This window comes from Roseateles sp. P2_H4 (assembly GCF_056403315.1).
Window position 1 is genome coordinate 293,169 of sequence record NZ_JBFUFR010000001.1, and the last position, 25,037, is coordinate 318,205.

Annotated in this window: 21 protein-coding genes; 12 read left to right on the forward strand and 9 right to left on the reverse strand. The window is 68.6% G+C overall.

Annotated features, from left to right (window positions below):
* The first annotated feature begins 68 nt into the window (after positions 1–68).
* Positions 69–1,499: a pyruvate kinase gene (gene pyk, locus AC1DW3_RS01410; RefSeq protein ID WP_477927956.1), complete on the forward strand. Its 1,431-nt coding sequence runs from the start codon at positions 69–71 to the stop codon at positions 1,497–1,499.
* 4 nt (positions 1,500–1,503) lie between these two features.
* Here pyk and AC1DW3_RS01415 read toward each other — a convergent pair whose 3' ends face one another.
* Positions 1,504–1,926, reverse strand: coding sequence for a Cd(II)/Pb(II)-responsive transcriptional regulator (locus AC1DW3_RS01415; RefSeq protein ID WP_477927958.1), 423 nt, complete (start codon positions 1,924–1,926; stop codon positions 1,504–1,506).
* 73 nt (positions 1,927–1,999) lie between these two features.
* Here AC1DW3_RS01415 and AC1DW3_RS01420 point away from each other — a divergent pair, with 73 nt between their 5' ends.
* Positions 2,000–2,638 (forward strand): cation efflux transmembrane domain-containing protein, encoded by a 639-nt coding sequence (locus AC1DW3_RS01420; protein ID WP_477927959.1) that lies wholly within the window; start codon positions 2,000–2,002, stop codon positions 2,636–2,638.
* On the opposite strand, the gene AC1DW3_RS01425 is transcribed toward AC1DW3_RS01420, so the two are convergent.
* The 3 genes from AC1DW3_RS01425 to AC1DW3_RS01435 all read right to left on the reverse strand — a co-directional run bounded on the left by AC1DW3_RS01425 (position 2,610) and on the right by AC1DW3_RS01435 (position 5,394).
* Complete coding sequence (locus AC1DW3_RS01425; RefSeq protein ID WP_477927961.1) at positions 2,610–3,857, reverse strand: NRAMP family divalent metal transporter; 1,248 nt, start codon at positions 3,855–3,857, stop codon at positions 2,610–2,612. The two genes, AC1DW3_RS01420 and AC1DW3_RS01425, sit on opposite strands and share 29 nt — an antisense overlap.
* A 62-nt stretch (positions 3,858–3,919) precedes the next feature.
* Positions 3,920–4,930: an MBL fold metallo-hydrolase gene (locus AC1DW3_RS01430; RefSeq protein ID WP_477927963.1), complete on the reverse strand. Its 1,011-nt coding sequence runs from the start codon at positions 4,928–4,930 to the stop codon at positions 3,920–3,922.
* Positions 4,927–5,394, reverse strand: a complete 468-nt coding sequence (locus AC1DW3_RS01435) for a group I truncated hemoglobin (RefSeq protein WP_477927965.1) — start codon at positions 5,392–5,394, stop codon at positions 4,927–4,929. Before AC1DW3_RS01435 ends, AC1DW3_RS01430 begins: the two co-directional genes overlap by 4 nt.
* Before the next feature lie 189 nt (positions 5,395–5,583).
* On the opposite strand from AC1DW3_RS01435, the gene AC1DW3_RS01440 reads away from it, so the two are divergent.
* Entirely contained in the window at positions 5,584–6,300 is a 717-nt protein-coding gene (locus AC1DW3_RS01440; RefSeq protein ID WP_477927967.1) for a substrate-binding periplasmic protein, read from the forward strand.
* A gap of 4 nt (positions 6,301–6,304) precedes the next feature.
* On the opposite strand, the gene cphA is transcribed toward AC1DW3_RS01440, so the two are convergent.
* Together cphA and AC1DW3_RS01450 are read right to left on the reverse strand one after the other, a co-directional pair.
* Positions 6,305–8,878: a cyanophycin synthetase gene (cphA, locus tag AC1DW3_RS01445; protein WP_477927969.1), complete on the reverse strand. Its 2,574-nt coding sequence runs from the start codon at positions 8,876–8,878 to the stop codon at positions 6,305–6,307.
* 272 nt (positions 8,879–9,150) lie between these two features.
* Positions 9,151–11,325: a cyanophycin synthetase gene (locus tag AC1DW3_RS01450; protein WP_477927970.1), complete on the reverse strand. Its 2,175-nt coding sequence runs from the start codon at positions 11,323–11,325 to the stop codon at positions 9,151–9,153.
* A gap of 89 nt (positions 11,326–11,414) precedes the next feature.
* On the opposite strand from AC1DW3_RS01450, the gene AC1DW3_RS01455 reads away from it, so the two are divergent.
* The 3 genes from AC1DW3_RS01455 to AC1DW3_RS01465 all read left to right on the forward strand — a co-directional run bounded on the left by AC1DW3_RS01455 (position 11,415) and on the right by AC1DW3_RS01465 (position 14,780).
* Positions 11,415–13,661, forward strand: a complete 2,247-nt coding sequence (locus AC1DW3_RS01455) for a cyanophycin metabolism-associated ABC transporter (protein ID WP_477927972.1) — start codon at positions 11,415–11,417, stop codon at positions 13,659–13,661.
* Between the two features lie 159 nt (positions 13,662–13,820).
* Positions 13,821–14,306 carry a RidA family protein gene (locus AC1DW3_RS01460; protein WP_477927974.1) on the forward strand — a complete coding sequence of 162 codons (486 nt, stop codon included), beginning with the start codon at positions 13,821–13,823 and terminating at the stop codon, positions 14,304–14,306.
* Positions 14,307–14,780 (forward strand): cyanophycin metabolism-associated DUF1854 family protein, encoded by a 474-nt coding sequence (locus AC1DW3_RS01465; protein ID WP_477927976.1) that lies wholly within the window; start codon positions 14,307–14,309, stop codon positions 14,778–14,780. It abuts the gene before it with no gap.
* A gap of 51 nt (positions 14,781–14,831) precedes the next feature.
* Here AC1DW3_RS01465 and bfr read toward each other — a convergent pair whose 3' ends face one another.
* Entirely contained in the window at positions 14,832–15,308 is a 477-nt protein-coding gene (gene bfr / locus AC1DW3_RS01470; RefSeq protein WP_477927977.1) for a bacterioferritin, read from the reverse strand.
* A 106-nt stretch (positions 15,309–15,414) separates the two neighbouring features.
* Between bfr and AC1DW3_RS01475 the strand changes: the two genes are divergently transcribed.
* The 4 genes from AC1DW3_RS01475 to AC1DW3_RS01490 all read left to right on the forward strand — a co-directional run bounded on the left by AC1DW3_RS01475 (position 15,415) and on the right by AC1DW3_RS01490 (position 20,721).
* Positions 15,415–15,639, forward strand: a complete 225-nt coding sequence (locus AC1DW3_RS01475; RefSeq protein ID WP_477927979.1) for a (2Fe-2S)-binding protein — start codon at positions 15,415–15,417, stop codon at positions 15,637–15,639.
* 163 nt (positions 15,640–15,802) lie between these two features.
* Positions 15,803–16,009 (forward strand): cold-shock protein, encoded by a 207-nt coding sequence (locus AC1DW3_RS01480; protein WP_477928045.1) that lies wholly within the window; start codon positions 15,803–15,805, stop codon positions 16,007–16,009.
* An 83-nt stretch (positions 16,010–16,092) separates the two neighbouring features.
* Positions 16,093–18,372: a YgiQ family radical SAM protein gene (locus AC1DW3_RS01485; RefSeq protein WP_477927980.1), complete on the forward strand. Its 2,280-nt coding sequence runs from the start codon at positions 16,093–16,095 to the stop codon at positions 18,370–18,372.
* Between the two features lie 129 nt (positions 18,373–18,501).
* On the forward strand, positions 18,502–20,721 hold the full coding sequence (locus tag AC1DW3_RS01490) for a putative bifunctional diguanylate cyclase/phosphodiesterase (RefSeq protein ID WP_477927981.1): 2,220 nt from the start codon (positions 18,502–18,504) through the stop codon (positions 20,719–20,721).
* Positions 20,722–20,725: 4 nt separating this feature from the next.
* Here AC1DW3_RS01490 and AC1DW3_RS01495 read toward each other — a convergent pair whose 3' ends face one another.
* Positions 20,726–21,721, reverse strand: coding sequence for an NADPH:quinone reductase (locus AC1DW3_RS01495; RefSeq protein WP_477927982.1), 996 nt, complete (start codon positions 21,719–21,721; stop codon positions 20,726–20,728).
* A 93-nt stretch (positions 21,722–21,814) separates the two neighbouring features.
* On the opposite strand from AC1DW3_RS01495, the gene AC1DW3_RS01500 reads away from it, so the two are divergent.
* Together AC1DW3_RS01500 and AC1DW3_RS01505 are read left to right on the forward strand one after the other, a co-directional pair.
* The gene (locus AC1DW3_RS01500; RefSeq protein ID WP_477927983.1) at positions 21,815–22,168 is read left to right on the forward strand and encodes a winged helix-turn-helix transcriptional regulator; all 354 of its coding nucleotides are present in this window, start codon (positions 21,815–21,817) and stop codon (positions 22,166–22,168) included.
* Positions 22,169–22,233: 65 nt separating this feature from the next.
* On the forward strand, positions 22,234–23,451 hold the full coding sequence (locus AC1DW3_RS01505) for a 6-phosphofructokinase (RefSeq protein ID WP_477927984.1): 1,218 nt from the start codon (positions 22,234–22,236) through the stop codon (positions 23,449–23,451).
* Here AC1DW3_RS01505 and AC1DW3_RS01510 read toward each other — a convergent pair.
* Entirely contained in the window at positions 23,438–25,036 is a 1,599-nt protein-coding gene (locus AC1DW3_RS01510; RefSeq protein WP_477927988.1) for a hypothetical protein, read from the reverse strand. The genes AC1DW3_RS01505 and AC1DW3_RS01510 overlap by 14 nt on opposite strands.
* Position 25,037 lies beyond the last annotated feature (1 nt).

The window sequence follows — 25,037 nt, forward strand, 5'->3', positions numbered from 1 at the left end:
ACGGGACGAAACTCCGGCGGGGCCACGCGGACCATAATTCCGCGCCACCAGATAAGTTGAGACAAGCCATGACCCGCGCCACCAAGATCGTCGCCACCCTCGGCCCCGCTTCCAACACGCCGGAGATCTTGGAGAAGATGCTCCGCGCCGGTGTCGACGTCGTGCGGCTGAACTTCTCGCATGGCAAGGCGCAGGACCACATCGACCGCGCCACCATGGTTCGCGCGGCGGCGGAGCGGGTCGGCAAGTCGGTGGCCATCATGGCCGACCTGCAGGGCCCCAAGATCCGCGTCGGCAAGTTCGAGGGCGGCAAGATCGAGCTGGTCCCCGGCGCGCCCTTCATCCTGGATGCCGACCGCACCGAGCTCGGCAACCAGGACATCGCCAGCCTCGACTACAAGGAACTGCCGCGCGACGTGAAGCCCGGCGACACGCTGCTGCTCAACGACGGCCTCTTGGTGCTGACCGTCGATTCCGTGCGCGGCGCCCAGGTGCACACCATCGTCAAGCTCGGCGGTGAGCTGTCCAACAACAAGGGCATCAACAAGCAGGGCGGCGGCCTGACAGCGCCTGCGCTGACGGGCAAGGACATGGAGGACATCAAGACCGCGATGTCCTTCCAGTGCGAGTACCTGGCGGTGAGCTTCCCGAAGAACGCCACCGACATGGAGATGGCGCGCCAACTGGCCAACGTGGCCGGCGAGCCCTATCGCCACAAGCCGGCCATGATCGCCAAGATCGAGCGCTACGAGGCCATCCCCCACCTCGAAGCCATCCTGAAGGCCAGCGACGGCATCATGGTGGCGCGCGGCGACCTCGCCGTTGAAGTCGGCAACGCCGCCGTGCCGGCGCTGCAGAAGCGCATGATCAAGATGGCCCGTGAGCTGGACAAGGTGTCCATCACGGCCACGCAGATGATGGAGTCCATGATCGTCAACCCGGTGCCGACGCGCGCCGAGGTCAGCGACGTGGCCAACGCGGTGCTGGACGGCACCGACGCCGTCATGCTGTCCGCCGAGACGGCCGCCGGCAAATACCCCATCGAGACGGTCGAGCAGATGGCCAACATCGCGCTGGAGGCCGAGCGCGCCGAGTTCGTCAGCCTGGACACCGACTTCGCCGGCCGCCAGTTCGGCCGCATCGACCAGTCCATCGCCATGGGCGCGCTGTTCACCGCCTACCACCTCGGCTGCAAGGCCATCCTGGCCCTGACCGAATCCGGCTCGACGGCACTGTGGATGAGCCGCCATCGCATCCAGGTGCCCATCTTCGGCCTGACGACCCAGCCCGTCAGCCAGCGCAAGATGGCGCTGTACCGCAATGTGCTGCCGCTGTTGATGCCCAAGTTCGAGGACCGCGACGTGGCCCTGGCCGCGGCCGAGAAGATCCTCGTCGAGCGCGGCGTGCTGATGCCGGGCGACACCTATGCCATCACCTGCGGCGAGCCGATGGGCTATCCGGGCGGCACCAACATGCTGAAGGTCTGCCGCGTCGGCTGACGACCTAATGGCTGTGGCCGACGTGGCTCTTGGGCGGTAGCTCGGCGCCCGGCTCGGCCAGGCCCTCCAGGATCGCGCAGGCCGGCTCGTCGCCCTGGCAGCGGGCGCGCAGTGCTCGCAATTCCTTTTCCAGTTCCTGCAGCGCCGCGATGCGCGCGCTGACGTGGCCGATGTGCGCGTCCAGCAGCGCATGGGCCTCGCCGCCATGCCCGCCGCCTTGCATGGCGAGCAAGGCGCGCACCTCGGCCAGGTTCATGTCGAGTGAGCGGCAGCGGCGGATGAAGTGCAGGCGCTCGGCGTCGGCCGGGCCGTAGACGCGGTAACCGGCGTCGGTGCGCGGCGGGGCGGCCAGCAGCCCCTCGCGTTCGTAGTGGCGGATGGTGTCGACCGGCGTGGCGGTCAGGCGGCTGAGTTCACCGATACGCATGTCGCATTCTCCGCTTGACTCTGGAGTGGCTCCAGGGTTTGCAATGCAGGCTTGCGCCACAGAAGGTCTTTGCATGAGCCACGCCTGCCACCACCACCCTCACGATCACGACGTCAGCCCCGGCAATTCACCGGCCTATCGCCGCGTGCTCTGGGTGGCCCTGTTGCTGAACGCCGGCATGGCCATCGTCGAACTGGCCGCGGGCTGGCAGGCCGGGTCGCTCGCGCTGTGGGCCGACTCGGCCGACTTCGTCGCCGACGCCGCCAACTACGCGGTGTCGCTGATGGTGTTGGCCTCGACGCTGGCCATGCGCGCACGCGTCGCCTGGATCAAGGGCGCCGTCATGGGCCTGATCGGCGCGGCCGTGCTGGCCAAGGCGGTCTGGGCGCTGCTGCACGGCGCGCCGCCGCAGGCACTGACGATGGGCGTCGTCGGCATGCTGGCCCTGGCGGCCAACGTGGTCGTCGCACTGATGCTCTACGCCTGGCGCGAGGGCGACGCGAACATGCGCGCCGTCTGGCTGTGCAGCCGCAATGACGCCCTCGGCAATATCGCCGTCGTCGCCGCGGCCGGCGCGGTGGCGTGGACGGGCACGGCCTGGCCCGACCTCGCCGTGGCGGCGGTGATGGCCGTGCTGGCCCTGTCCAGCGCCCGCGTCGTCATGCGCCACGCGAACGAGGAGCTCAGAGCGGCAGCAGTGCCAGCGCCGTGACGGCCATCACGGCCGTGGCGAACCAGCCCATGCGGCGCAGCCTGGGGCCGATGACGTGGTCGCCCATGACGGACTTGCGCGTGGCCAGCACCATCATCGCGGCCATGATGGGCACGGCGCTGATGCCGTTGAAGACGGCCGACCAGAACAGCGCGCGCACCGGGTCCAGCGGCGCGAAGCACAGGGCCACGCCGCCCAGCGTCGCGATGGCGATCACGGCATAGAAGCCGCGGCCCTCGCCGCGCTCCAGCTTCAGGCTCAGGCTGTCCTGCCAGCCCACCACCTCGGCCACGGCATAGGCCGCGGAGCCGGCCAGTACCGGCACGGCCAGCAGGCCGGTGCCGATGATGCCGAGGCAGAACAGCAGCGCCGCATGCTCGCCGGCCACCGGCTTGAGCGCCTGCACGGCCTGGGCCGAGGTCTGGATGTCGTGCACGCCGGCGGCATACAGCGTCGCGGCGGTGGACAACATGATGCAGAAGGCGATCAGGTTGGAGAAACCCATGCCGACATGGGTGTCCAGCTTGATGCGGCGCAGGTGGCGGCGCACGTCCGCGGCCTTGCAGGGCCGGCCGGCGCAGGCCTCCACCTCCTGGCTGGCCTGCCAGAAGAAGAGATAGGGGCTGATGGTGGTGCCGAACAGGGCCACCACCATCAGCACCGTGTCGCGGCTCCAGCGCAGCTGCGGGTGCACGATGCGCAGCAGCACTTCGCCCCAGTGCAGGTCGATGACGAGGACGACGCCGACATAGGCCAGCAGGGCCAGCGTCAGCCATTTCAGCCAGCGCACATAGCTCTCGTAGGCGAGGAAGACCTGCATCAGCACGCTGGCGGCGCCAAAGGCGATGGCATAGACGAGCGTGGGCCCGCCCACCAGCATCTGCACCGCGCTCGACATCGCGGCGATGTCGGCAGCGATGTTCAGCGTGTTGGCCGCCAGCAGCAGGCCCACCATCAGCAGCAGCACCGGGCGCGGGAAGGCCTGCTTCATGTTGGCCGCCAGGCCGCGGCCGGTCACATAGCCGATGCGGGCGCTGACGATCTGGATGGCCGCCATCAGCGGCAGCGTGAAGATGACGCTCCACAGCATGCCGTAGCCGAACTGCGCGCCGGCCTGGGAGTAGGTGGCGATGCCGCTGGGGTCGTCGTCGGCCGCGCCGGTGATGAGGCCGGGTCCGAGCTGTTTCAGCGGGCGGCGGAGGCGGGCAAGAAGCGGCATGGCGGGCACAGACTAGCCGAGGGCGGCTGCGCCATGCTGTCGGAGATCAACTTCTTCGGTCGTCAGCGCTGGCGCGGCGGAATGCGCCGCGTCTGGCCGATGGCCAGCGTGAAGAAGTCATCCGCCGGCAGGCCGAGGGCCGCGCGCTGCCGCTCAAGCTGGCGCGGCGGCTCGTCCAGGGCCTCGTCGGTCAGCTCGAAGGTGCCCCAGTGCACGCCCAGAGATGCCTTCGCGCCAAGGTCGGCGTGGATCTTCAGTGCCTCCTCGACATTGATGTGCTGGCTCTGCATGAACCAGCGCGGCTCGTAGGCGCCGATGGGGATCAGCGCGATGTCGAAGCCGCCACGCTGCTGGCGCTCGGCGAAGCGCTCGCGGATGTCGGCGAAGTCGCGCGAATAGCCGGTGTCGCCGGCGAAGAACAGCTGGCAGTCGGGCGCGAACACCGCGAAGCCGCCCCACAGCGTCTTCATGCGGTCGTTCAGGCCGCGCGCCGACCAGTGCTGGGCCGGCACGAGGACGATCTGCACGCCGCCCAGGGGTTCGGCCTGCCACCAGTCCAGCTCCACGACGCGCGCGATGCCGCGGGCCTGGAACCAGTCCCTCAGGCCCAGCGGCACGACGAACAAGGGGCTGCCACCGGCCTGGCGGGCCAGGGCGCGCACCGAGGCCAGGTCGAGGTGGTCGTAGTGGTTGTGCGAGACGAGCACGGCGTCGATGTGCGGCAGTTCCGCCAGCGCGATGCCTGGCGGCTGCTCGCGCTTGGGGCCTGCAAAGGCCAGCGGCGAGGCGCGCTCGGAAAAGACCGGGTCGGTCAGCAGGTTCAGGCCGCCGAGCTGGGCCAGCACGGTGGCGTGTCCTATCCACGTGACGGCCGGTTGCTGGGCGGCGCCGTGATTGGCGCGGATGAAGCCGAGATCGGCGGCCTGCGCCGGGATGGGCGCCGCGGGGCGTTTGGGCAGGCCCTGCCGCGCGGCGTTCCATTTCCAGCGGATCACCTCGGCCAGGGACTTGGGCTCGAAATCGCCGTGGTTGTTCTGGAAACCCCCGTCACGATGATGGGGAGGACGGTTCACTTCGTGATGATGTCGCGATGGAAGAAGGCCATGCGCGCCAGCAGCTGGTTCTGCGTGGCGAAGGGCACGTGGGCAGCGTCCATGGCCAGTTGCAGGTTCTCGACCAGGGCATTGAAGGCGGTCCGGTCGATGCCCAGATGGGTGTGGGCGTCCTTCATGCCAACGCCGTCATAGGTGCAGGGCCCGCCCGCCACGACGCAGAAATAGTCGGCCAGCACGCGCTTCAGGTGCTTGATGTTGATGCCGTCGAAGTAGCGCGCGATGCGCGCGTCCTGCAGCATGCGGTCGTAGAAGTCGTTGGTGAAGGCCTGGATGGCCTCCTTGCCGCCCAGGTCGCGGTAGAGGCGGTCGTCGGCCGGAATGGGCGCCACGCCAGGCATCACCGTGCTGGGCTGGGCCTGGGCTTGCGCCAGCGGGGCCGACAGGGCCAGGGCGAGGGCAGCGAACAGCAGGCGGGACTTCATTGGCACGGCGTGGGGAGTACGACAGACCAGTCTAGCGAGGCCGCCCCGCCCGTGGTGGCCCGGCCGGGCGGGTTTTCGTGCGCCGGTCACGTTCCACCGGCCGGCCATCCACCCTGGGCTGTCTCGGAATTGGCTGGCACGGCATGATGCGGCCTCATGGCCGGGATGCGGAGTCGGTGGAGGCGCAAGTTGCTGGGCGGCGCGGCCGCGCTGCTGCTGTGCCCGTTCGCCAGCGCCGAGCCCGCCCGCCCGCTGGTGATGCTGGTGGAGACCAGCGCGCTGATGCCCCATGCCCGCATCGAGGCCGACCGCGTCGTCGAAGGCCTGAACCTGGACATCGGCCAGGCCCTGGCCCGGCGCCTGGGCCGTGAGCTGGTGGCCCGCCCGACGCCGCGCAAGCGCCTGGCCGAGGCCCTGCAGCGGGGCGAGGGCGATCTGTTGTGCGACTACCAGAGCGACTGGCTGCCCGGCGCCTTCGCGTGGAGCCGCCCCTTCATCCCTGACCAGGCCCTGCTTGTCACTGCCGCCACGGCCCCCGCGCCGGCCGGTTTGACGGCGCTGGCGGGCCAGCCCGTGGGCACCGTGCGCGGCTATGTCTACCCGGAGATGGCCGACGCGCTGCGCGCCGGCTTCCTGCGTGACGATGCGCCCGATGCGGTGGCCAATCTGCAGAAGCTGGAGCTCGGCCGCATCCGCCATGCGCTGACGGGCCGGCGCGTGCTGGAGTACCAGCAGCGCATCGGCCACTTCAAGCTGGCCCTGCATCCGCCGCTGGTCGTCTCCGAGGTGATGGCGCAATGCGCGCTGTCGCCCAGCAGTCCGGTAGGCCTGGCGGCCTTGAACGCGGCCATCCAAGGCCTGGTGAGCGAAGGCGAACTGAATCGCCTGTTCGCCCGCTACCGCTGAAGCCTCAGCCTTCGCCGATGCGCTTGGCCAGGTGGGCCAGCGCCTCTTCCACCTGGTCCACCAGCACCAGGCAGAGGTCGCCCGGCTGCAGGCGCGCCAGCGCACGGTCGATGGCCGTGAACTCGCCGATGATTTCCTCGATGTGCCTGGTGCGCGAGGCACCTTCGAGCCCGGCGCGCAGCAGCGCCACGACCTCGCCCGCCGCACGGCCGCGCTGGCAGGCGTCTTCGTAGAGGATGACTTCGTCGAAAGCGGCGCCGAGGATCTCGGTCTGCACGCGGATGTCCTCGTCGCGCCGGTCGCCGGCACCGCTGATGACGACGCTGCGCGTCTTGGCCGGCAGCGCCGCGACGGCGCCAACCAGGGCCTTCATCGCGTCGCCGTTGTGGCCGTAGTCGGCAATGACGGTGGCGCCGCGGTAGTCCATCACATTGAAGCGGCCGGGCGCGTTGTCGGCGTCATTGGCGAAGCTGGCGACGCCGCGGCGGATGGTGTCCCAGTCCAGGCCCACGCCCCAGGCCGCGGCCACGGAAGCCATGGCGTTCTCGACCTGGAAGCCGATCAGGCCGCCGCGCGTGATGGGGATGTCGCGCAGCGGGATGCTCTCGCGCCAGACGCCTTGCGCGGCGACGAGCTGGTCGCCGTCGACATAGACGCAGCGCTTGCCCTGGGCGCGATGGGTGGCCATCAGCGGGTGGTGGCGGTCGGCGGCAAAGTAGATGACCTGCCCGGGGCAGACGGCGCTCATGCTGGCCGTCAGCGGGTCGGTCGCGTTCAGCACCGCGTAACCGGTCGGCGCCACGTTCTGCACGATGACGCGCTTGACCAGCACCAGGTCCTCGGCCGTGTGCAGGAAGTTCATGCCGAGGTGGTCGCCCGCGCCGACATTGGTGACGACGGCGACCTGGCAGCGGTCGAAGCCCAGGCCCTCGCGCAGGATGCCGCCACGCGCGGTCTCCAGCACGGCGGCTTCCACGTCGGGGTGCATCAGCACATTGCGCGCGCTCTTGGGGCCGGAGCAGTCGCCGCTGTCGATCTGGCGGCCATCGACGTAGACGCCGTCGGTGTTGGTCATGCCGACCTTCAGCCCGCAGCTCGCGAACATGTGGGCGATCAGGCGGGTGACCGTCGTCTTGCCATTGGTGCCGGTGACGGCGACAACGGGAATGCGGCCGTCCTCGGCGACGCTGCCCGCCTTGTGGCCGGTGCCGAAGAGGTGGCCGATGATGCCCTCGCCGACATTGCGGCCCTTGCCGTAGCTGGGGCTCAGGTGCATGCGCAGGCCCGGCGCGGCGTTGACCTCGACGATGCCGCCGCTGATCTCCTCCAGCGGCCGCAGCACGCTCTCGGCGACGACGTCGACACCGCAGACATGCAGGCCGACGACCTGGGCCGCCGCGATGGCGCGTGCGGCCACCTCGGGATGCACGTCGTCCGTCACGTCGGTGGCCGTGCCGCCGGTGGACAGGTTGGCGTTGTTGCGCAGGATGACGCGCTGGCCCTTGTCGGGCACGGATTCGGGCGCCAGGCCCTGCTGGGTCAGGCGCGCGACGGCGATGTCGTCGAAGCGGATCTTGGTCAGCGAGGTCGCATGGCCGTCGCCACGGCGCGGGTCGGCGTTGACCTTGTCGACCAGTTCCTTGACGGTGTGGCTGCCGTCGCCGATGACATGGGGCGGGTCGCGGCGGGCCGCGGCGATGAGCTTGTCGCCGATGACGAGCAGGCGGTAGTCCGAGCCCGGCAGGAATTTCTCGACCATGACGGGGCCGATCTCGTCGRCAGCCTTGTAGGCGGCCTCGATGCCTTCGCGCGTCGTCACATTGACGGTCAYGCCCTTGCCCTGGTTGCMGTCCTGCGGCTTCACGACGACGGGCAGGCCGATCTCCTGGGCCACGGCCCAGGCGTCGTCGACCGACTCGACCGGGCGGCCGATGGGCACCGGCACGCCGGCGGCCTGCAGCAGGCGCTTGCAGAGGTCCTTGTCCTGGGCGATGGATTCGCTGACTGCGCTGGTGGCGTCGACTTCGGCCGCCCAGATGCGGCGCTGCTTGGCACCCCAGCCGAACTGCACCAGGCTGCCCTGCGTGAGGCGGCGGAAGGGAATGCCACGGGCTTGCGCCGCATTGACGATGGAGCCGGTGGAAGGGCCGAGGCGGATGTCCTCGTCCAGCTCGCGCAGCTGGGCGAGCACCGCGTCGGCATCGAATTCACCGCCGCTCAGCGCCGCCAGCACGAGCTTGAGCGCATGCTCGAAGGCCAGCCGGCCGACGTCTTCCTCGCTGTACTCGATGACGAGCTGGTAGGTGCCCGCCTCGGGTGTCACATGGGTCTGGCTGAAGGTGACCGGGCAGCCGGCCTGGGCCTGCAGGGCCAGCGTCGCCTGCTCCAGCACCTGGGCCAGGGAGGCATCGGCGCGCAGTTCACCGACGGTGGGGAAGAGCTGGCGCAGGCGCGGCTCGAAGCCGGGCAGGCGCTCCAGCGAGCGCTCGGCCTCGTTGCAATGCACGACGGCCTCGATGGCCGTGTGGCGGCTCCACATATTGGGGCCGCGCAGGGCGCGGGTGCGGGAAACGTCCATGTTTTTGGGGGTCTGTTGACGCTATGCCAAGGGGTCGCGAAGGCCCGCCGCCACGGGCCAATCTAGGCGCGGCACGCCGCCCGCACTGATGTGCGGGCAAGCGGCGCAACAACGAGTGGCCCGTGGCGGCGGGCCTTCCCGGAGGGTTGTGATCAGAAGAGGCGCATGCGGCGTTGCAAATCCTCGCCGGGCAACCAGCCCGGCTGCGGCTTGCGCCTTGCCTGCGCCCCTTCTGATCACAACGCGACCCCTTGGCATAGCGTCAACAGACCCTAGGCCAGATGGAGTTCGGGAACGAAGGTGTCGAGGCCGGCGGCGATGAGCTCGGGCGAGATGCCCAGGGCCCAGGCGGCGGCCACGGCAGCCAGCAGCGTGGAGGCGTCGACGGCCTGGGCGCCGAAGCGGCGCAGCAGGGCCTCGATGTTGGCGCCGGGCGTCTCGGCCGGCCCTTGCGCCAGCACGGCGGCGCCGCCGCGCAGGAAGACGGCGCGGCCACCGCGGTCGCGGTGGTGCTGGATGGCATCCAGGCCGCCGTCCTCGGCATAGAAGACGACCTCGCCATCGCTGAGTTCGGCCATGTCGACGAGGCGGGGGTGAGCCGCATTCAGCACGCTGGCGCCGTCGCTGAGCACGACGTCGATCTGGGTGCGCAGCACCTTGTAGAGCTGGTCGGCGTCCTGCACGTCGAACTCGGCCAGCGCCTCGATGCCGTCCATGTCGGTCACGACACCGACCGAGGCACGGTCGTAGGCGAGGCCGTCACGCAGCACGGAGGCGGGGTCGTTCTCGACGACGACGGCATTGACGCCGCGGTTCATCAACAGGCGGTGGGCGGCGTCCCAGCGGGCGCTGTTCTTCTTCTCGACGCGGCGCGTGCCCAGGAACAGGCCGTCGCGGCAGGCCAGGCCGACGTGGCGGCCGTTCAGGTGCAGCAGCCAGGCGACCAGGCGGGTGACCTGGTGGCCGCCGCGCGAGCCGGCCACGCCGACGATGGGGATGCGGCCGGTCTCGTCCTCGGCGAAGAGGTGGTCGATGATGGCCTGGCCGACGGGCTGGGGTGAGCCGCCGGCGGGCTTGAGGTGCATCAGCAGGCCCGGGCCGGCGTTCACCTCGACGATGGCGCCGCCGGTCTCGCTGAGGGGCTTGGCGATGTCCTCGGTGACGAGGTCGACACCGGCGATGTCCAGACCGATGGTGCGCGCGGCCAGCGACACGGCATGCGCGACCTCGGGGTGGACTTCGGCCGTGCAGTCGATGGCGACGTTGCCATTGCGCTGGATCAGCACTGCCTTGCCGGCCTCGGGCACGGCCTCGGGCGTGAGGCCCTGGCGCTGCAGGTCCAGCAGCACGACGGCGTCCTCGTGCAGCACGATGCGGTTGAGCGGGAAGTCCTCGGTCAGGCCGCGGCGCGGGTCGGTGTTGATCTGGCTGTCGACCAGCTGGGTGACGGTCTGGCGGCCGTCGCCATGCACCCAGGCGGCCTCGCCGCGTGCCGCGGCCACCACCTGGCCGCCGACGACCAGCACACGGTGCTCGTTGCCGGGGATGTAGCGCTCCACCAGCACCGAGGAGCCATGGTTGTTGGCCAGCGCGAAGGCCGCGTCGCAGTCTTCCCGGGTGGCGATGTCCAGCGACACGCCGCGGCCGTGGTTGCCGTCACTGGGCTTGACGACGACGGGCAGGCCCAGGTCCTGCGCGGCAGCCCAGGCCTCGGCGGCGGTCTTGACCTCCTGGCCCGCGGGCACCGGCACGCCGACGGCCTTCAGCAGCGTCTTGGTCAGGTCCTTGTCGCTGGCGATGCCCTCGGCGATGGCGCTGGTCATGTCGGTCTCGGCCGTCCAGATGCGGCGTTGGCGCGCACCGTGGCCGAGTTGCACGAGGTTGCCGTCGTTCAGGCGGATGTGGGGAATGCGGCGGTCGGTGGCCGCCGCCACGATGGCCGCGGTGGACGGGCCGAGGTAGCAGTCGTCGAGCTTGTCGCGCACCCGGGCCACGGCAGCGGGCACGTCAAATGCCGTGTCGTTGATCACCGCCATGATCAAGGCATGGCCCTCGGCCAATGCCGCACGGGCGACCTGCTCGTCACGGGCGCGGAACACCATGCGGTAGACGCCGCGCTGGCTGGTCGAGCGCGTCTGGCCGAAGCCGGTGGGCATGCCCGCCAGGTTGAGCAGCTCGATGACGATGTGTTCCAGCACATGGCCGCACCAGGTGCCTTCGCGCAGGCGCTCCAGGAAACCGCCGCGCTCACCGACGCCGCAGTGGTGCTCGACGAGGTTGGGCAGGGAGGCCGTCAGGCGGTCGTTGAAGCCGGGCAGCAGATGGCTGGGATGGTCCTCCAGCTCGCCCAGATCGAGCCAGACCTCCAGCACCGGCCGGTAGGTCCACATATTGGGCCCGCGCAGGTAGTTGATGCGCAGCAGGCGGATGTCTTCTTTAGGGCTCATGAGGTAGGGGGTAGGCACGGCAAGCGCTTGGAATTGTGCGCTGAAGTCATGGCGGAGAATCGGCGGCGTCCGTAAGAGCAAACAACAACATGCAAGACCATCCTCCCGCGACCGCGCCTCATCCGCAAATGGCTGCCCTGCAGGGGCGGCTTCTGGCTGGCGAGAACGTGGTGGCCACGCTGGAGGTTGACCTGGACGCCCACGGCCGCTTCGGCCAGGGGCTGATTGCGCTGACGAATTCACGTCTGCTGGCCCATGAGCCGGGCGCTGGCGGCTGGGCGGAGTTCCCGCTGGCGCCGGGCCAGAGCCTCAAGCTCAGCGATCACGGCGGCCTCGCCTTCATGGAGCTGTTCGATGCCGCCCGCCGCCTGGCGCGCTGGCGCTTCACGCTGGCCTGCAACCCGGCCGCCGTGCGCTTCGTCGACGCCTTCGACCGCGAGGTGCAGCGCCTCTCGGGCCAGGCCGCGCCCGAAGAGATCGACACGGGCGAAGACTCGACCTTCGATTTCGGCGAGGCCAGCAAGCCGCCCAGCACCTGGGTGCTGCTGCGGCTGTGGCGCTTTGCGCGGCCCTACCAGGGCCAGCTCTTGCTGGGCTTCTCGCTGATGCTCGGCTCGATTGGCGCGACCCTGGTGGCGCCTTACCTGAGCATGCCGCTGATGGACAGGGTGCTGATCCCGTTCCAGAACGGCCAGTCGATCGACACCAGGCTGGTCGGGTCGCTGCTGGGCGGCTTGCTGGGTGCGGCCTTGTTCTCCTGGCTGCTGGGCTGGGCCAAGACCTATCTGCTGGCGCTGGTGTCCGAGCGCATTGCCGCCGACCTGCGCACGGCGACCTTCGACCACCTGCTCGGCCTGTCGCTGGAGTACTTCGGCAACAAGCGCACCGGCGACCTGATGGCGCGCATCGGCTCCGAGACCGACCGCATCAGCGTGTTCCTGAGCCTGCATGCGCTGGACTTCATCACCGATGTGCTGATGCTGCTGATGATCTCGGCGATCCTGTTCAACATCCACCCGGGCCTGGCGCTGGCCACGCTGGTGCCCTTGCCCTTCATCGCCTGGATGATTCACCTGGTGCGCGACCGGCTGCGCACCGGCTTCGAGAAGATCGACCGCGTCTGGGGCGAGGTCACCAACATCCTGGCCGACACCATCCCGGGCATCCGCGTCGTCAAGGCCTTTGCCCAGGAGAGGCGCGAGGCGCAGCGCTTTCGGGAGGCCAACGCCAAGAACCTGGTCGTGAACGACCGCCTCAACAAGACCTGGAGCCTGTTCGGGCCCACGGTCTCGCTGCTGACCGAGATGGGCCTGCTCGTCGTCTGGGGCGTGGGCATCTGGCTGATCTCGCACCAGAGCATCACGGTCGGCACGCTGACGGCCTTCCTGGCCTACATCGGCCGCTTCTACGGCCGGCTGGACTCGATGAGCCGCATCGTCTCCGTCACGCAGAAGGCCGCGGCCGGCGCCAAGCGCATCTTCGACATCCTCGACCACGTCTCCAACGTGCCCGACCCGGTCAACCCGCAGCCCTTCGAGAACGTCACCGGCGCGATCTCGATGCAGAACCTGAACTTCCGCTATGGCTCGCGCTCCGTCATCCGCAACCTCAACCTGGACATCCGCCCCGGCGAGATGGTGGGCCTGGTGGGCCACAGCGGCTCGGGCAAGAGCACGCTGGTGAACCTGATCTGCCGCTTCTACGACGTGACCGAGGGCGCCATCAAGGTCGACGGCGTGGACCTGCGGCGCATCAAGGTGACCGACTACCGGCGCCACATCGGCCTGGTGCTGCAGGAGCCCTTTTTGTTCTTCGGCACGATTGCCGAGAACATCGCCTATGGCAAGCCCGAGGCGACGCGCGACGAGATCGTCGCCGCCGCGCGGGCTGCCCATGCCCACGAGTTCATCCTGCGCCTGCCGCATGGCTACGACAGCCTCGTCGGCGAGCGTGGCCAGGGCCTGTCGGGCGGCGAGCGCCAGCGCATCTCCATCGCCCGCGCGCTGCTGATCGACCCGGCCATCCTCATCCTCGACGAGGCCACGTCAGCGGTCGACACCGAGACCGAGAAGGAAATCCAGCGCGCGCTGGACAACCTCGTCAAGGGCCGTACGACGATCGCCATCGCCCACCGCCTGTCCACCTTGCGCAAGGCCGACCGCCTCGTCGTCATGGACCGCGGCGAGATCGTCGAACTCGGGCCGCATGACGAACTGATCGCCCGCCAGGGACACTACTGGCGTCTCTGGGAGGCCCAGGTCCGCCGTGTGGATCAGGAAGACCTGGAGGACCATGCCGTGACCCCCAACCCCAGCGCCCATACCGCCGATGCTTGAATTGAAGCCCCTCGCCCAGCCCCGCACCGCTGAACGCGGGCGCGTCCGGTCGGTCCCCCGCGGGGACGGCGATGCTTGCGGCGTCGAGCCGCAAGCACATCGCCAACCGGGCCGGCTAGGGAGCGGCCCGGCGCTCGGCCCGAAAACCGGAGGATCGACATGAGCGCAAACGACCGTGATCTCGAACTGGACGCCGTCAGCGCGGAACACGGCTTCGACCCCGCCGTTCCCCTCCAGATCGGCGGCCGCTACACCTCGCTGGTGCGCGATGGCCGAACCCTCTACCTGAGCGGCCAGATTCCCCGCATCGGCGACCACATCGCCGTCACCGGCATCGTCGGCGCCGACGTCAGCCTGGAGCGCGCCAAGCGCGCCGCCGCCATCTGTGCACTGCGCGCGCTGACCCTGCTGCGCCAGGAACTCGGCAGCCTGGCCCGGCTGCAGGCCGTGCTCAGGATGACGGTCTTCGTGCATTGCGACGCCGGCTTCACCCAGCAAAGCGAGGTGGCCGACGGCGCTTCCGACCTGATCTTGCGCGTGCTGGGCACGGCTGGTGCGCACACGCGCACCTCGGTCGGCGTGCTGCAGCTGCCCAAGAACGCGGCGGTCGAGGTCGACCTGATCGCCACCAGCGTGGAGTCCTGAATGTCCCCATTGCCCTTCCGCGAGCTGCGCCTGGACGCCTTCGGCAAGCTGCTGTTGACCGACCTGAACGGCGACAGCCATGTCGGCGTCACGCCGGTGCGCGCTCACCCGATCTCGGCGCCGGACGAGGGCCTGTCTCTCGTCGGCTCGCACGGCCATGAGCTGGCCTGGGTGGAGCGCCTGTCGGCCCTGCCGGAGGGGCCGCGCCGCCTGCTGGAGGCCGAGCTGGCGGCCCGCGAATTCCACCCGACGCTCAAGCGCCTGATCTCGGTCAACACCTTCGCGACGCCCAGCACCTGGCGCATCGAGACCGACCGCGGCGAGGTCGACTTCGTGCTGAAGAGCGAGGAAGACATCCGCCGCCTCGAAGAAGGGCGCCTGCTGATCGCGTCCAGCCACGGCGTGCAGTTGCAGGTGCCGGACCGCTGGGCGCTGGACAAGCAGTCCAAGAAGCTGCTGGAACGCTTCCTCTAGAAGCGAAAAAGCCGCCTGGGAAGGCGGCTTCGACGCGAGCGTGCGTGGTGCTCAGCTCGCTTCGCTCATCTGTGACTGCAGATAGTTCTGCTGGCCGACGGTGTTGACCAGTTCCAGCTGCGTCTCGAGGTAGTCAATATGCTCCTCGGTGTCGTCCAGGATGGCGACGAACAGTTCGCGGGACACGTAGTCGCGCACGCTCTCACAGTAGGCGATGGCGTCCTTCAGGTGGGCGTAGCCAGCCTTCTCGATCTTCAGGTCGCACTCCATCGTCTCGACGGCGTTCTCGCCGATGTAGAGCTTGCCGAGGTCCTGCAGATTGGGCAGGCCGTCCAGCGTCAGCACGCGCTCGATGAGCTTGTCGGCGTGCTTCATCTCCTCGATGGACTCGTCGTACTCGTGCTTGGCCATCTTCATCAGCCCCCAGTTCTTCAGCATGCGGGCATGCAGGAAGTACTGGTTGATGGCGGTCAGCTCCAGCTTGAGCTGGGCGTTCAGGTGGGCGATGACTTGGGGGTCGCCTTTCATGGGGGCTCCAGATTCGTGAAATTTGACGCCAGTATCCCCAGCGAAAGCCCTTCGGCAAAACCGCTCTTTTTGCAAATGAGACCGATTCGCATTAGACTTCGCACCCATGATTGTTTGTGTCTGCCACCGAGTCTCTGATCGCGACATCGCGATTGCCGCCTCCAGCGGCTGCCCGAATTTCGAGGCCCTGCAGGACGACCTGCGCGTGGCCACGGCCTGCGGTGCCTGCCGTGACTGCGCCTGCGCCGTCTTCGAGGAAAGCCGTGTGGAAGGCGGCGCGCCGCGTACTCGCGGCATGGCTGTCGCGGCCAAGTTGATGCTGGTGGCCTGACCCTGCCGGGCGGCGGCCCTCGCTGCCCTTACAATCCCGCGCTTCGGCTGGCAATCGCCACCGGCGTATGTTCTGTCTGATCTTGAGTGTTGTGTTTTGCCGCAGCCGCTCGGGCTGAAGGCGAATTTGATTCAACGACACCAAGGAAATTCTCATGAGCACCATGCAAACCGGCACCGTCAAATGGTTTGATGACGGCAAGGGCTTCGGCTTCATCACGCCGGCCGACGGCAGCAAGGACCTGTTCGCCCACCACAGCGAAATCAAGAACAACGGCGGCTTCCGCACGCTGGCCGAAGGCGCCCAAGTCGAATTCGAAGTGAAGCAGGGCCCCAAGGGCCTGCAAGCCGCGAACATCCGCGCGCTGTAATTCACGCCCCGGCCTAGTGCCCCGAGCCCGCGCCCTGCGCGGGCTTTGTGCTTTCTGGGCCTGCCGTCGACAATCCACCTCTTATGTCCGCATTGCCCATTGCCGCCCCCAAGGCCCTGACCGCTTACCGCCCCTTCTGGGCCAAGCGTTTCGGCCCCGCGCCCTTCCTGCCCATGAGCCGGGCGGAGATGGAGCAGCTCGGCTGGGATTCCTGCGACATCATCATCGTCACCGGTGACGCCTACGTCGACCACGCCAGCTTCGGCATGGCCGTCATCGGCCGCACGCTGGAGGCGCAGGGCTTTCGCGTCGGCATCATTGCCCAGCCGGACTGGAGCAGCGCCGACGCCTTCAAGGCGCTGGGCAAGCCCAATCTGTTCTTCGGCGTCGCGGCCGGCAACATGGATTCCATGATCAACCGCTACACGGCTGATCGAAAAATCCGCAGCGACGACGCCTACACGCCCGGCGGCGAAGGCGGCAAGCGCCCTGACCGCGCAACGCTGGTCTACACCCAGCGCTGCCAGGAAGCCTTCAAGGACGTGCCCATCGTCATCGGCGGCATCGAGGCGTCTCTGCGTCGCATCGCCCACTACGACTACTGGCAGGACAAGGTGCGCCGCTCCGTCCTCGTGGACAGCAAGGCCGACCTGCTGGTCTATGGCAATGCCGAGCGCGCCATCGTCGAGATCGCCCACCGCCTGGCGCGCCGCGAGCCCATCGAGGCGCTGACCGATGTGCGCGGCACCGCCTTCATGCGTCGCGACAACGACCCGACGGCCGAGGGCTGGTTCGAGCTCGATTCGACCGAGGTGGACCGCCCGGGCCGCATCGACGAGCTGATCAGCCCCTACCAGATCATCGAAGAGAACAAGGCCTGCGCGTCCAACGACGAGCCGGGCGCGCCCAAGCCCATCACCCTGCACAAGACCGGCCGCATCCAGATGCCGCCGCGCGACCACACCGTCGTGCGCCTGCCGGCCTATGAAAAGGTCAAGAGCGACCCGGTGCTGTATGCCCACGCCAACCGCGTGCTGCACCTCGAGACCAATCCCGGCAACGCCCGCGCGCTGGTGCAGCGCCACGGCGAGCGCGACCTCTGGATCAACCCGCCGCCCATCCCGCTGACGACGCCGGAGATGGACCACGTCTTCGACCTGCCCTACGCGCGCAGCCCGCACCCCAGCTATGCGGACGACAAGGGCGGCCACGACGGCGCGACCAAGATCCCGGCCTGGGAAATGATCCGCTTCAGCGTCAACATCATGCGCGGCTGCTTCGGCGGTTGCACCTTCTGCTCCATCACCGAGCACGAGGGCCGCATCATCCAGAGCCGCTCGGAAGACTCCGTGATCCGCGAGATCGAGGAGATGCGCGACAAGGTCAAGGGCTTCACCGGCATCGTGTCCGACCTGGGCGGCCCCACGGCCAATATGTACCGCATCGGCTGCAAGAGCCCCGAGATCGAGGCCGCCTGCCGCAAGCCGAGTTGCGTCTACCCGGGCATCTGCCCGAACCTGAACACCAGCCACGACCCGCTGATCAAGATGTACCGCCGCGCCCGCGCGCTGCCGGGCGTCAAGAAGATCCTGATCGGCTCCGGCCTGCGCTACGACCTGGCGGTGGAGTCGCCCGAGTACGTGAAGGAACTCGTCACCCACCACGTCGGCGGCTACCTGAAGATCGCGCCCGAGCACACCGAGGGCGGTCCGCTGTCCAAGATGATGAAGCCGGGCATCGGCAGCTATGACCGCTTCAAGCAGATGTTCGAAGCCGCGAGTGCGGCAGCCGGCAAGAAGCAGTACCTGATCCCCTACTTCATCGCCGCCCACCCCGGCACCAGCGACGAGGACATGATGAACCTCGCCGTCTGGCTGAAGAAGAACGGCTTCCGCGCCGACCAGGTGCAGACCTTCTACCCCAGCCCGATGGCCACGGCCACGGCCATGTACCACTCGGGCAAGAACCCGCTCAAGGGCATCAGCCGCGACGAGACCCGCGGCGAGAGCGTCGACATCGTGCGCGGCGAGCGCCGCCGCCGCCTGCACAAGGCCTTCCTGCGCTATCACGACGCCAACAACTGGCCGCTGCTGCGCGAGGCCCTCAAGGCCATGGGCCGGGCCGACCTGATCGGCAACGGCAAGCACCATCTGATCCCGAGCTATCAACCGCTGACCGACGGCAGTTACGAGAGCGCGCGGCGCAAGAACTCCACCACCGGCAAGCCTGCGGCCCAGGCGCCGATGAAAGCCGCCACCCCACGCAAGGGCCAGCTCTTGACCCAGCACACCGGCCTGCCGCCGCGTGTAACCGGCGCGAGTCGTAACAGCGCGCCGCGTCCGGGCAAACCCGCAAAACGTTGAGGCGATTCGCAGGACTTTTGCCCCTGCTTTTCGTGACTACAAGGCCGAGGATGCCGTACGCTTGCGGCTACTTGACGAGTAGGAGCCGCGGCCGCGCCGTGATGCCCCAGCCCCGGAGCCCTCGCCCCCATGCAAGAAACGCCCGCCGTTGACGACGACCTGCTCGAGCTGCTCGATGAACCCGAGCATGCCGAAGGCGAGCATCGCCCGCAAAACCGGCCCTGGCGCATCCTCATCGTCGACGACGACGGTGACGTCCACAAGGCCACCGAACTGGCCATGCAGGGCCTGACCGTCGAAGGCCAGCCCCTCGTCTTCCTGCACGCTTCCTCCGCCGCCCAGGCCCGCCAGCTGCTCGCCAGCGAGGACGACCTTGCCGTCGTGCTGCTCGACGTCGTCATGGAAAGCGAAGACGCCGGCCTGCAACTGGTGCGCCATATCCGCGACGAGCTGCGCCTGAATGCCGTGCGCATCGTGCTGCGCACCGGCCAGCCCGGCTATGCACCCGAGATCGAGACGGTGCAGGCCTATGACATCAACGACTACAAGACCAAGTCGGAGCTGACCCGCACGCGGCTGTACACGGTGCTGACCGCGGCCGTGCGCTCCTACCGCCAGATCTGCGCGCTGGAGGCCAACCGCCGCGGCCTCGAGATGATCGTCGACAGCAGCACCTCGCTGTCGCGCATGCGCGGCCTGTCGCGCTTCGCCGAAGGCGTCGTCACCCAGCTCTGCGCCTTGCTCGGCATCCTGCCCGAGGGCCTGGTCTGCGCCCAGGTGGGCGGCGAGACGGGCGACGAAGTCCGCATCGTCGCGGCCGCCGGCCAGTACAGCGGCCTCATCGACCGGCCGCTGGCCCAGGTCAAGATCGCCACCGTGCGCGACCGCCTGGAACGCTGCCTGGCCGAGGAGCGCAATCTCTACGACGACGGCACGGTCCTCTACTTCGGCATGGGCCAGGGCCGCGCGATGGCCGCGCTGGTGGATGTCGGCCGTGAGCTCGACGAGCTCGACCAGCAGCTGCTCAAGGCCTTCTGCTCCAACATCGCGGTCGGCTTCGAGAACGTCGTGCTGTACAGCCAGCTGCTGGACCAGGCCTACAACGACCCGCTGCTGCGCCTGCCCAACCGCAACCGCTTCGTCGAGCTGCTCGACAAGAACCTGAAGGACCCGTCGGGCGTCACCCTCGCGCTGATCGACATCGACGACTTCTCCGACATCAACGACGCCTTCGGTCACCACTTCGGTGACCAGGTGCTGCAGGCCGTCGTGCACCGCATGAGCGAGATGCTGGGCCTGAACACGGCCATGGCCCGCGTCGGCGCCGACACTTTCGGCGTCCTCGGCGAGCATGCCAAGGTCTGCCCCGACACCGTCAACAGCGTCTTTGCCGATCCCTTCGTCGTCGCCGGTGAACGCCTGCAGCTGTCGGCCACCACCGGCCTCGTGCGCCTGGGCGAATCCAAGGCCGTCGGTTCCGAGCTGCTGCTCGATGCCCAGATCGCGCTGAAGCGTGCCAAGCAGCAGCAGCGCGGCTCATCCCAATACTTCTCCGCCGCGATGGGCAGCGACGCACGCGAGCGCTTCAAGCTGCTCAAGGGCCTGCGCACCGGCTTCGAGGAAAGCCAGCTCTTCGTCGTCTACCAGCCCCAGGTCGACCTCGGCAACGGCCGTGTCATCGGCTGCGAGGCGCTGCTGCGCTGGCGCACGCTGGACGGCCGCTTCATCCCGCCCGACCAGTTCATCCCGCTGGCCGAGCAGAGMGGCCTCATCATCCCCATCGGCGAGTTCGTCATGCGCACCGCCTGCGGCCAGCTCAAGAAGATGCAGGCCCTGGGCCACGCCGACTTCCGCATGGCCGTCAACGTGTCCATGGCCCAGTTCCGCCACCCCGGCTTCATCGACATGCTGGGCCGGGCGCTGAAGGACTGTGGCGTGCATGGCGAGAACATCGAGCTCGAGATCACCGAATCCATGGCCATGGAAGACGCCGACCTCGTGCTGCGCGTGCTGGCCGACATCAAGCAGCTCGGCTTCAGCGTCGCCATCGACGACTTCGGCACCGGCTTCTCGTCACTCAGCCAGTTGCGCCAGTTGCAGGTCGATCGCCTCAAGATCGACCGCGCCTTCGTGCAGGAGGCGCAGGCCTCGTCCGCCGGCTCCACCATCGCACAGATGGTCATCAACCTGGGCCGCGGCCTGGGCCTGACCGTCATCGCCGAAGGCATCGAGACCGAGGAGCAGCGCCAGTACCTGATCGGCCTGGGCTGCCACGAAGGCCAGGGCTGGCTGTTCGCCAGGCCCATGCCGGCCGATCAACTTGAAACCTGGATGTCGTCGCGGGCCTGACCCTTCAGGTGTTCGGCAACACCACCACGTTGCCCAGCTGACGGCCGCCCTCGACCATCTCGTGGGCAGCGGCCGTGTCAGCCAGCCCGAAGCGCGCCGCGATCCTCACGTCCAACCCGCGCGCCAGCGCCGCGTGCACGCCCGCGATGCCGGCGGCAAGCCGTTGCGCGTTCAGCTCGTAGACGATGAAAAAGCGCAGCGCCAGGCCGTGCACGAGGTAGTCCCTCAGCGGCAGCACGGCCTGCCAGTCATCCGAGCCATAGACCGTGGCGCGGCCACCCGGCCGAATGGTGCGCGTGTAGCTGGCCGCGTTGGCTGACAGATTGACCTCGATGACGCGGTCCACGCCGCAGCTCCCGGTCAGCGCCGCGATGCGCGCGGCCACGTCCTCCTGTCGGTAGTCGATGACGGCGTCGGCTCCCGCCGCGAGGGACAGCGCCGCCTTGTCGGCCGAGCTGACGCTGGCGATGACGCGCTTGCCGGCCTGCGCCGCGAACTGCACCGCCAAGTGGCCGACGGCACCCGCGCCGCCCTGGATCAGCAGCGTCTCGCCTTCGACGGCATCCTCGCCATGCACCGCCTCCCAGGCTGTCAGCGCCGGGATGCCCAGGCAGGCGGCGGTCTCGAAGCTCACGCCGTCGGGTAGCGGCACGGCGAGGCCGGCCGGCAACGCCACGCACTCCGCGGCCGTGCCGAAAGGCCGCTTCCATTGCCCGTTGAACAGCCACACGCGCTCGCCCAGCCGTGCGGCCGGCACGCCCTTACCAACGGCTTCGATGACGCCGGCACCGTCGCTGTGCGGCGTCACCTCCGGGTGGCGCATCTGCGGCGCTCTGCGGCTTTTCACATCGGACGGGTTGACGCCCGAGGCGTGGATGCGCACGAGCACCTCGCCCGGGCCGGGCTCGGGCACGGGCACCGCCACCAGGCGCAGCACCTCGCGGGCGGGGCCGGCGCGGTCGTAGCGGATTGCGCGCATCGTCGGCAGGTCGGAACTCATTGGGTACTCCTCAATAGGGGCCGCCAGCCTCTCACGCGGCGGTGCCGCTGTGAAGTACGCACAATCTTCTGCCTCGGTATCACGGAGGACACCTTGGACGCCCCGCAAGACGAAGCCGCGCCGGCCTGGCGCGCCTGTACCGTGTCGACCACGCTGGAGGTCATCGGTGGCCGCTGGAAAGCCGTCATCCTCTTCCACCTGCTGAGCGGCATGCGCCGCTTCAACGAGCTGCAGCGCGAACTTGGCGCCGTCACGCAGCGCGTGCTGACCATGCAGTTGCGCGAGCTGGAGGCCGATGGCATCGTGGTGCGCACGGTCTACGCCGAAGTGCCGCCACGGGTCGAGTACCGCCTCACGCCCTTCGGCGAGAGCCTGAAGCCTGTGCTGTTGAGCCTGCGCGACTGGGGCGAGCGACACCGTGCCGAGGTGGCCGCATTGCGCGGTTGAAACCGGGATGAAACTCCGACGCACCTAAACTCCGCGCCGTCGATTGACGACAGCCAGGAGCGTTCATGAGTCTCGCCAAGATCCTCGTCGCCCAGGGCGGCGGTCCCACCGCCGTCATCAACCAGAGCCTCGTCGGCGTCGTGCTCGAGGCGCGTCGCCAGGCCGGCGTGGGCAAGGTCTACGGCGCCCGCCATGGCGTGCGCGGCATCGTCAACGAGGACTTCGTCGACCTGACGCAGGAGACCAGCCACAACCTCGAGCTGGTCGCCAACACGCCGGCCTCGGCGCTGGGCTCCACGCGCGACAAGCCCGATGCCGCCTACTGCCGCGAGATCTTCACGGTGCTGCAGGCCCATGGCATCACGCACTTCTTCTACATTGGCGGCAACGACTCGTCGGACACCGTGCGCATCGTGTCGGAAGAGGCGCAGGCGGCGGGCTACCCGCTGCGCTGCGTCCACATTCCCAAGACCATCGACAACGACCTCGTCGGCAACGACCACACGCCCGGCTATGCCTCCGCGGCGCGCTTCGTGGCCCAGGCCTTTGCAGGCGCCAACCTCGACAACGCGGCCCTGCCCGGCGTCTATGTCGGCGTCGTCATGGGCCGCCACGCCGGCTTCCTGACGGCCGCCGCGGCCCTGGGCAAGAAGTTCGAGGACGACGGCCCGCATCTCATCTACCTGCCCGAGCGCCACTTCGACAACGAGCAGTTCCTGCGCGACGTGAAGGCCACCTACGAGCGCTTCGGCCGCTGCGTCATCGCCGTCAGCGAGGGCATCCACGATGCCTCCGGCACGCCCATGCTGTCCAAGCTGGCGGGTGACCTCGAGCGCGACGCCCACGGCAATGTGCAGCTCAGCGGCACCGGCGCGCTGGCCGACCTGCTCTGCGAGGAGATCAAGGGCAAGCTGGGCATCAAGCGCGTGCGCGGCGACACCTTCGGCTATCTGCAGCGCAGCTTCCTGGGCTGCGTCAGCGACGTCGACCAGCGCGAAGCCCGCGAGGTCGGCGAGAAGGCCGTGCAGTACGCCTTCCACGGCGACCGCGACGGTTCGGTCGCCATCAAGCGCGTCGGCTACTACGCGGTGGACTACGAACTGTTGCCCCTCACCGCCGTCGCCGGCAAGACGCGCACGATGGAAGACGAGTTCATCAGCGCCAGTGGCACCGACGTGACCGATGCCTTCCGCCTCTACCTGCGCCCGCTGCTGGGTTCGGGCATGCCGGATGCGTTCAGGTTGAGGCCGAATCCGGTGCCCAAGGTGCTCAAGCGCGGTTGAGGCGGGCCAAGGCCCATGCTTCCGCGCGTTGCTGCAACTGATGCAGTGCCAGTGTTGACAGTATCCAAGCCAGTACGAGGTTGGGCACGGGTGGGTGCGGCTTGGCGGAGAACAGATAGGCCAGCGTGAGCAGGCTGGGCAGCAAGGCGAAGGACCAGCCCCAGCGATCGGCCAAAGCCAATGTGTTCGTGACGGGACGGCAGACGGCATCCAGCAGGAAGTTGCCACCCAACCTGTTCTCGAATCGTGCGGCACCGACCAGCACGTAGAGCACGGCGATGGCGATCACGGCGGCCCAGGGGTCTGCGGGCGATGCCCAGCGGAACAGCAACGCGCCCACCGGCACGAGCAAGCCGAGGCAGGCCGCGCTGAAGACCGGATGCAGAGGCCAGGCCAGCAAGGCGCCCATCCACAGCACGAGCCAGGGCGCCGCGTCCAGCAGCATCTGCAGCAATGCGGCGATGTGATCCGGAACCGGCATCGCCATGGCCGTGAGGTCCCACCCCTGGCCGAACGCTGCCAGCAGGGCTGCGGCGGCGACCACGCCGAGGCCGATGGCTGGCTGTCGCGGATGTCGGCGCCAACGCTGCAGCGGCAAGGTGAGTGCGGGCCTGTCGGGGCGCTGCAGTGCCACGCCGTGATGCATGAAGAGGCCGAAGATGTGGCTGACGGCAAGCCAGCCGGCGCCCCACAGGCACCACATCGTCATGCGCAGCGTCGCCAGGTCCCTGTCGTCGGAGGCCAGCAGGAAGAGCGCAAACACCAACCCGCCCAGCAGTCCGGCGCGCAACAGCCAGGCCGCCTGCAACTGCTTGTCGAGGGATCGACGCATCATCGGATCGATGCCGCACTGCCCCAGTGTGCGAGGGTCCATGCCGGACAGCATTCGCATCAGCACGGGCCGCAGCAGCGTGGCGATCCACAAGCCCCTGCCCCGCTGGCCGCGCAACTTGTCGAGTTGCCGCAGTGGCTTGACCCTCTCCCTCAATTCCTCGCTGGGCATGGCGGGGCGCGTCAGCCGCGTGTGCAGGGTCTGCTGCACGGCTGCGGCGAGCTGGGCGCCGATCTGGCGCTCGACACGAAAATCGCCCTGCCAATCGAAGTAGTGATTCAGCGCGAACACGAAGTCGTCCGGCAGGTTGTCGTGCTGGATGACCCAATGCGCGAAGTGCGCCGACCACTCGGCATGGCTTGCCAGGGGTTGGGCCTCCAGCAAGGCGTGCACAGCCGGCCACGCGGCTTTCAGGGACGGCGACCCTTGCTGCTGCCACAGCGCATGCAGGCTCTGGACGACGTCGTGAGGTGACTCAGGTTCGGGAGGCGCTGCGTCTTGGGCCGCCGTCGTGCGCGAGACGGACACAGGGGCGACGGCCGATTCCGGTTCTGGATCCACCGGGTCGGGGGCCGGGAACTCCTGTGACTTCGCCCACTGCTGTGTCCGCTCGTACGCGCTGCGCAGCGCCTGGTAGGCCTGGGCGTCGTCATCCGGCCGTGTCACGCGCAGCTTCCGCGCATAGGCTTTCTTGATCGCCCCCAGCGCTGTCGTCGGCTCAATGCCCAGCAGGGCCCAGTCCTGGTCCCACATG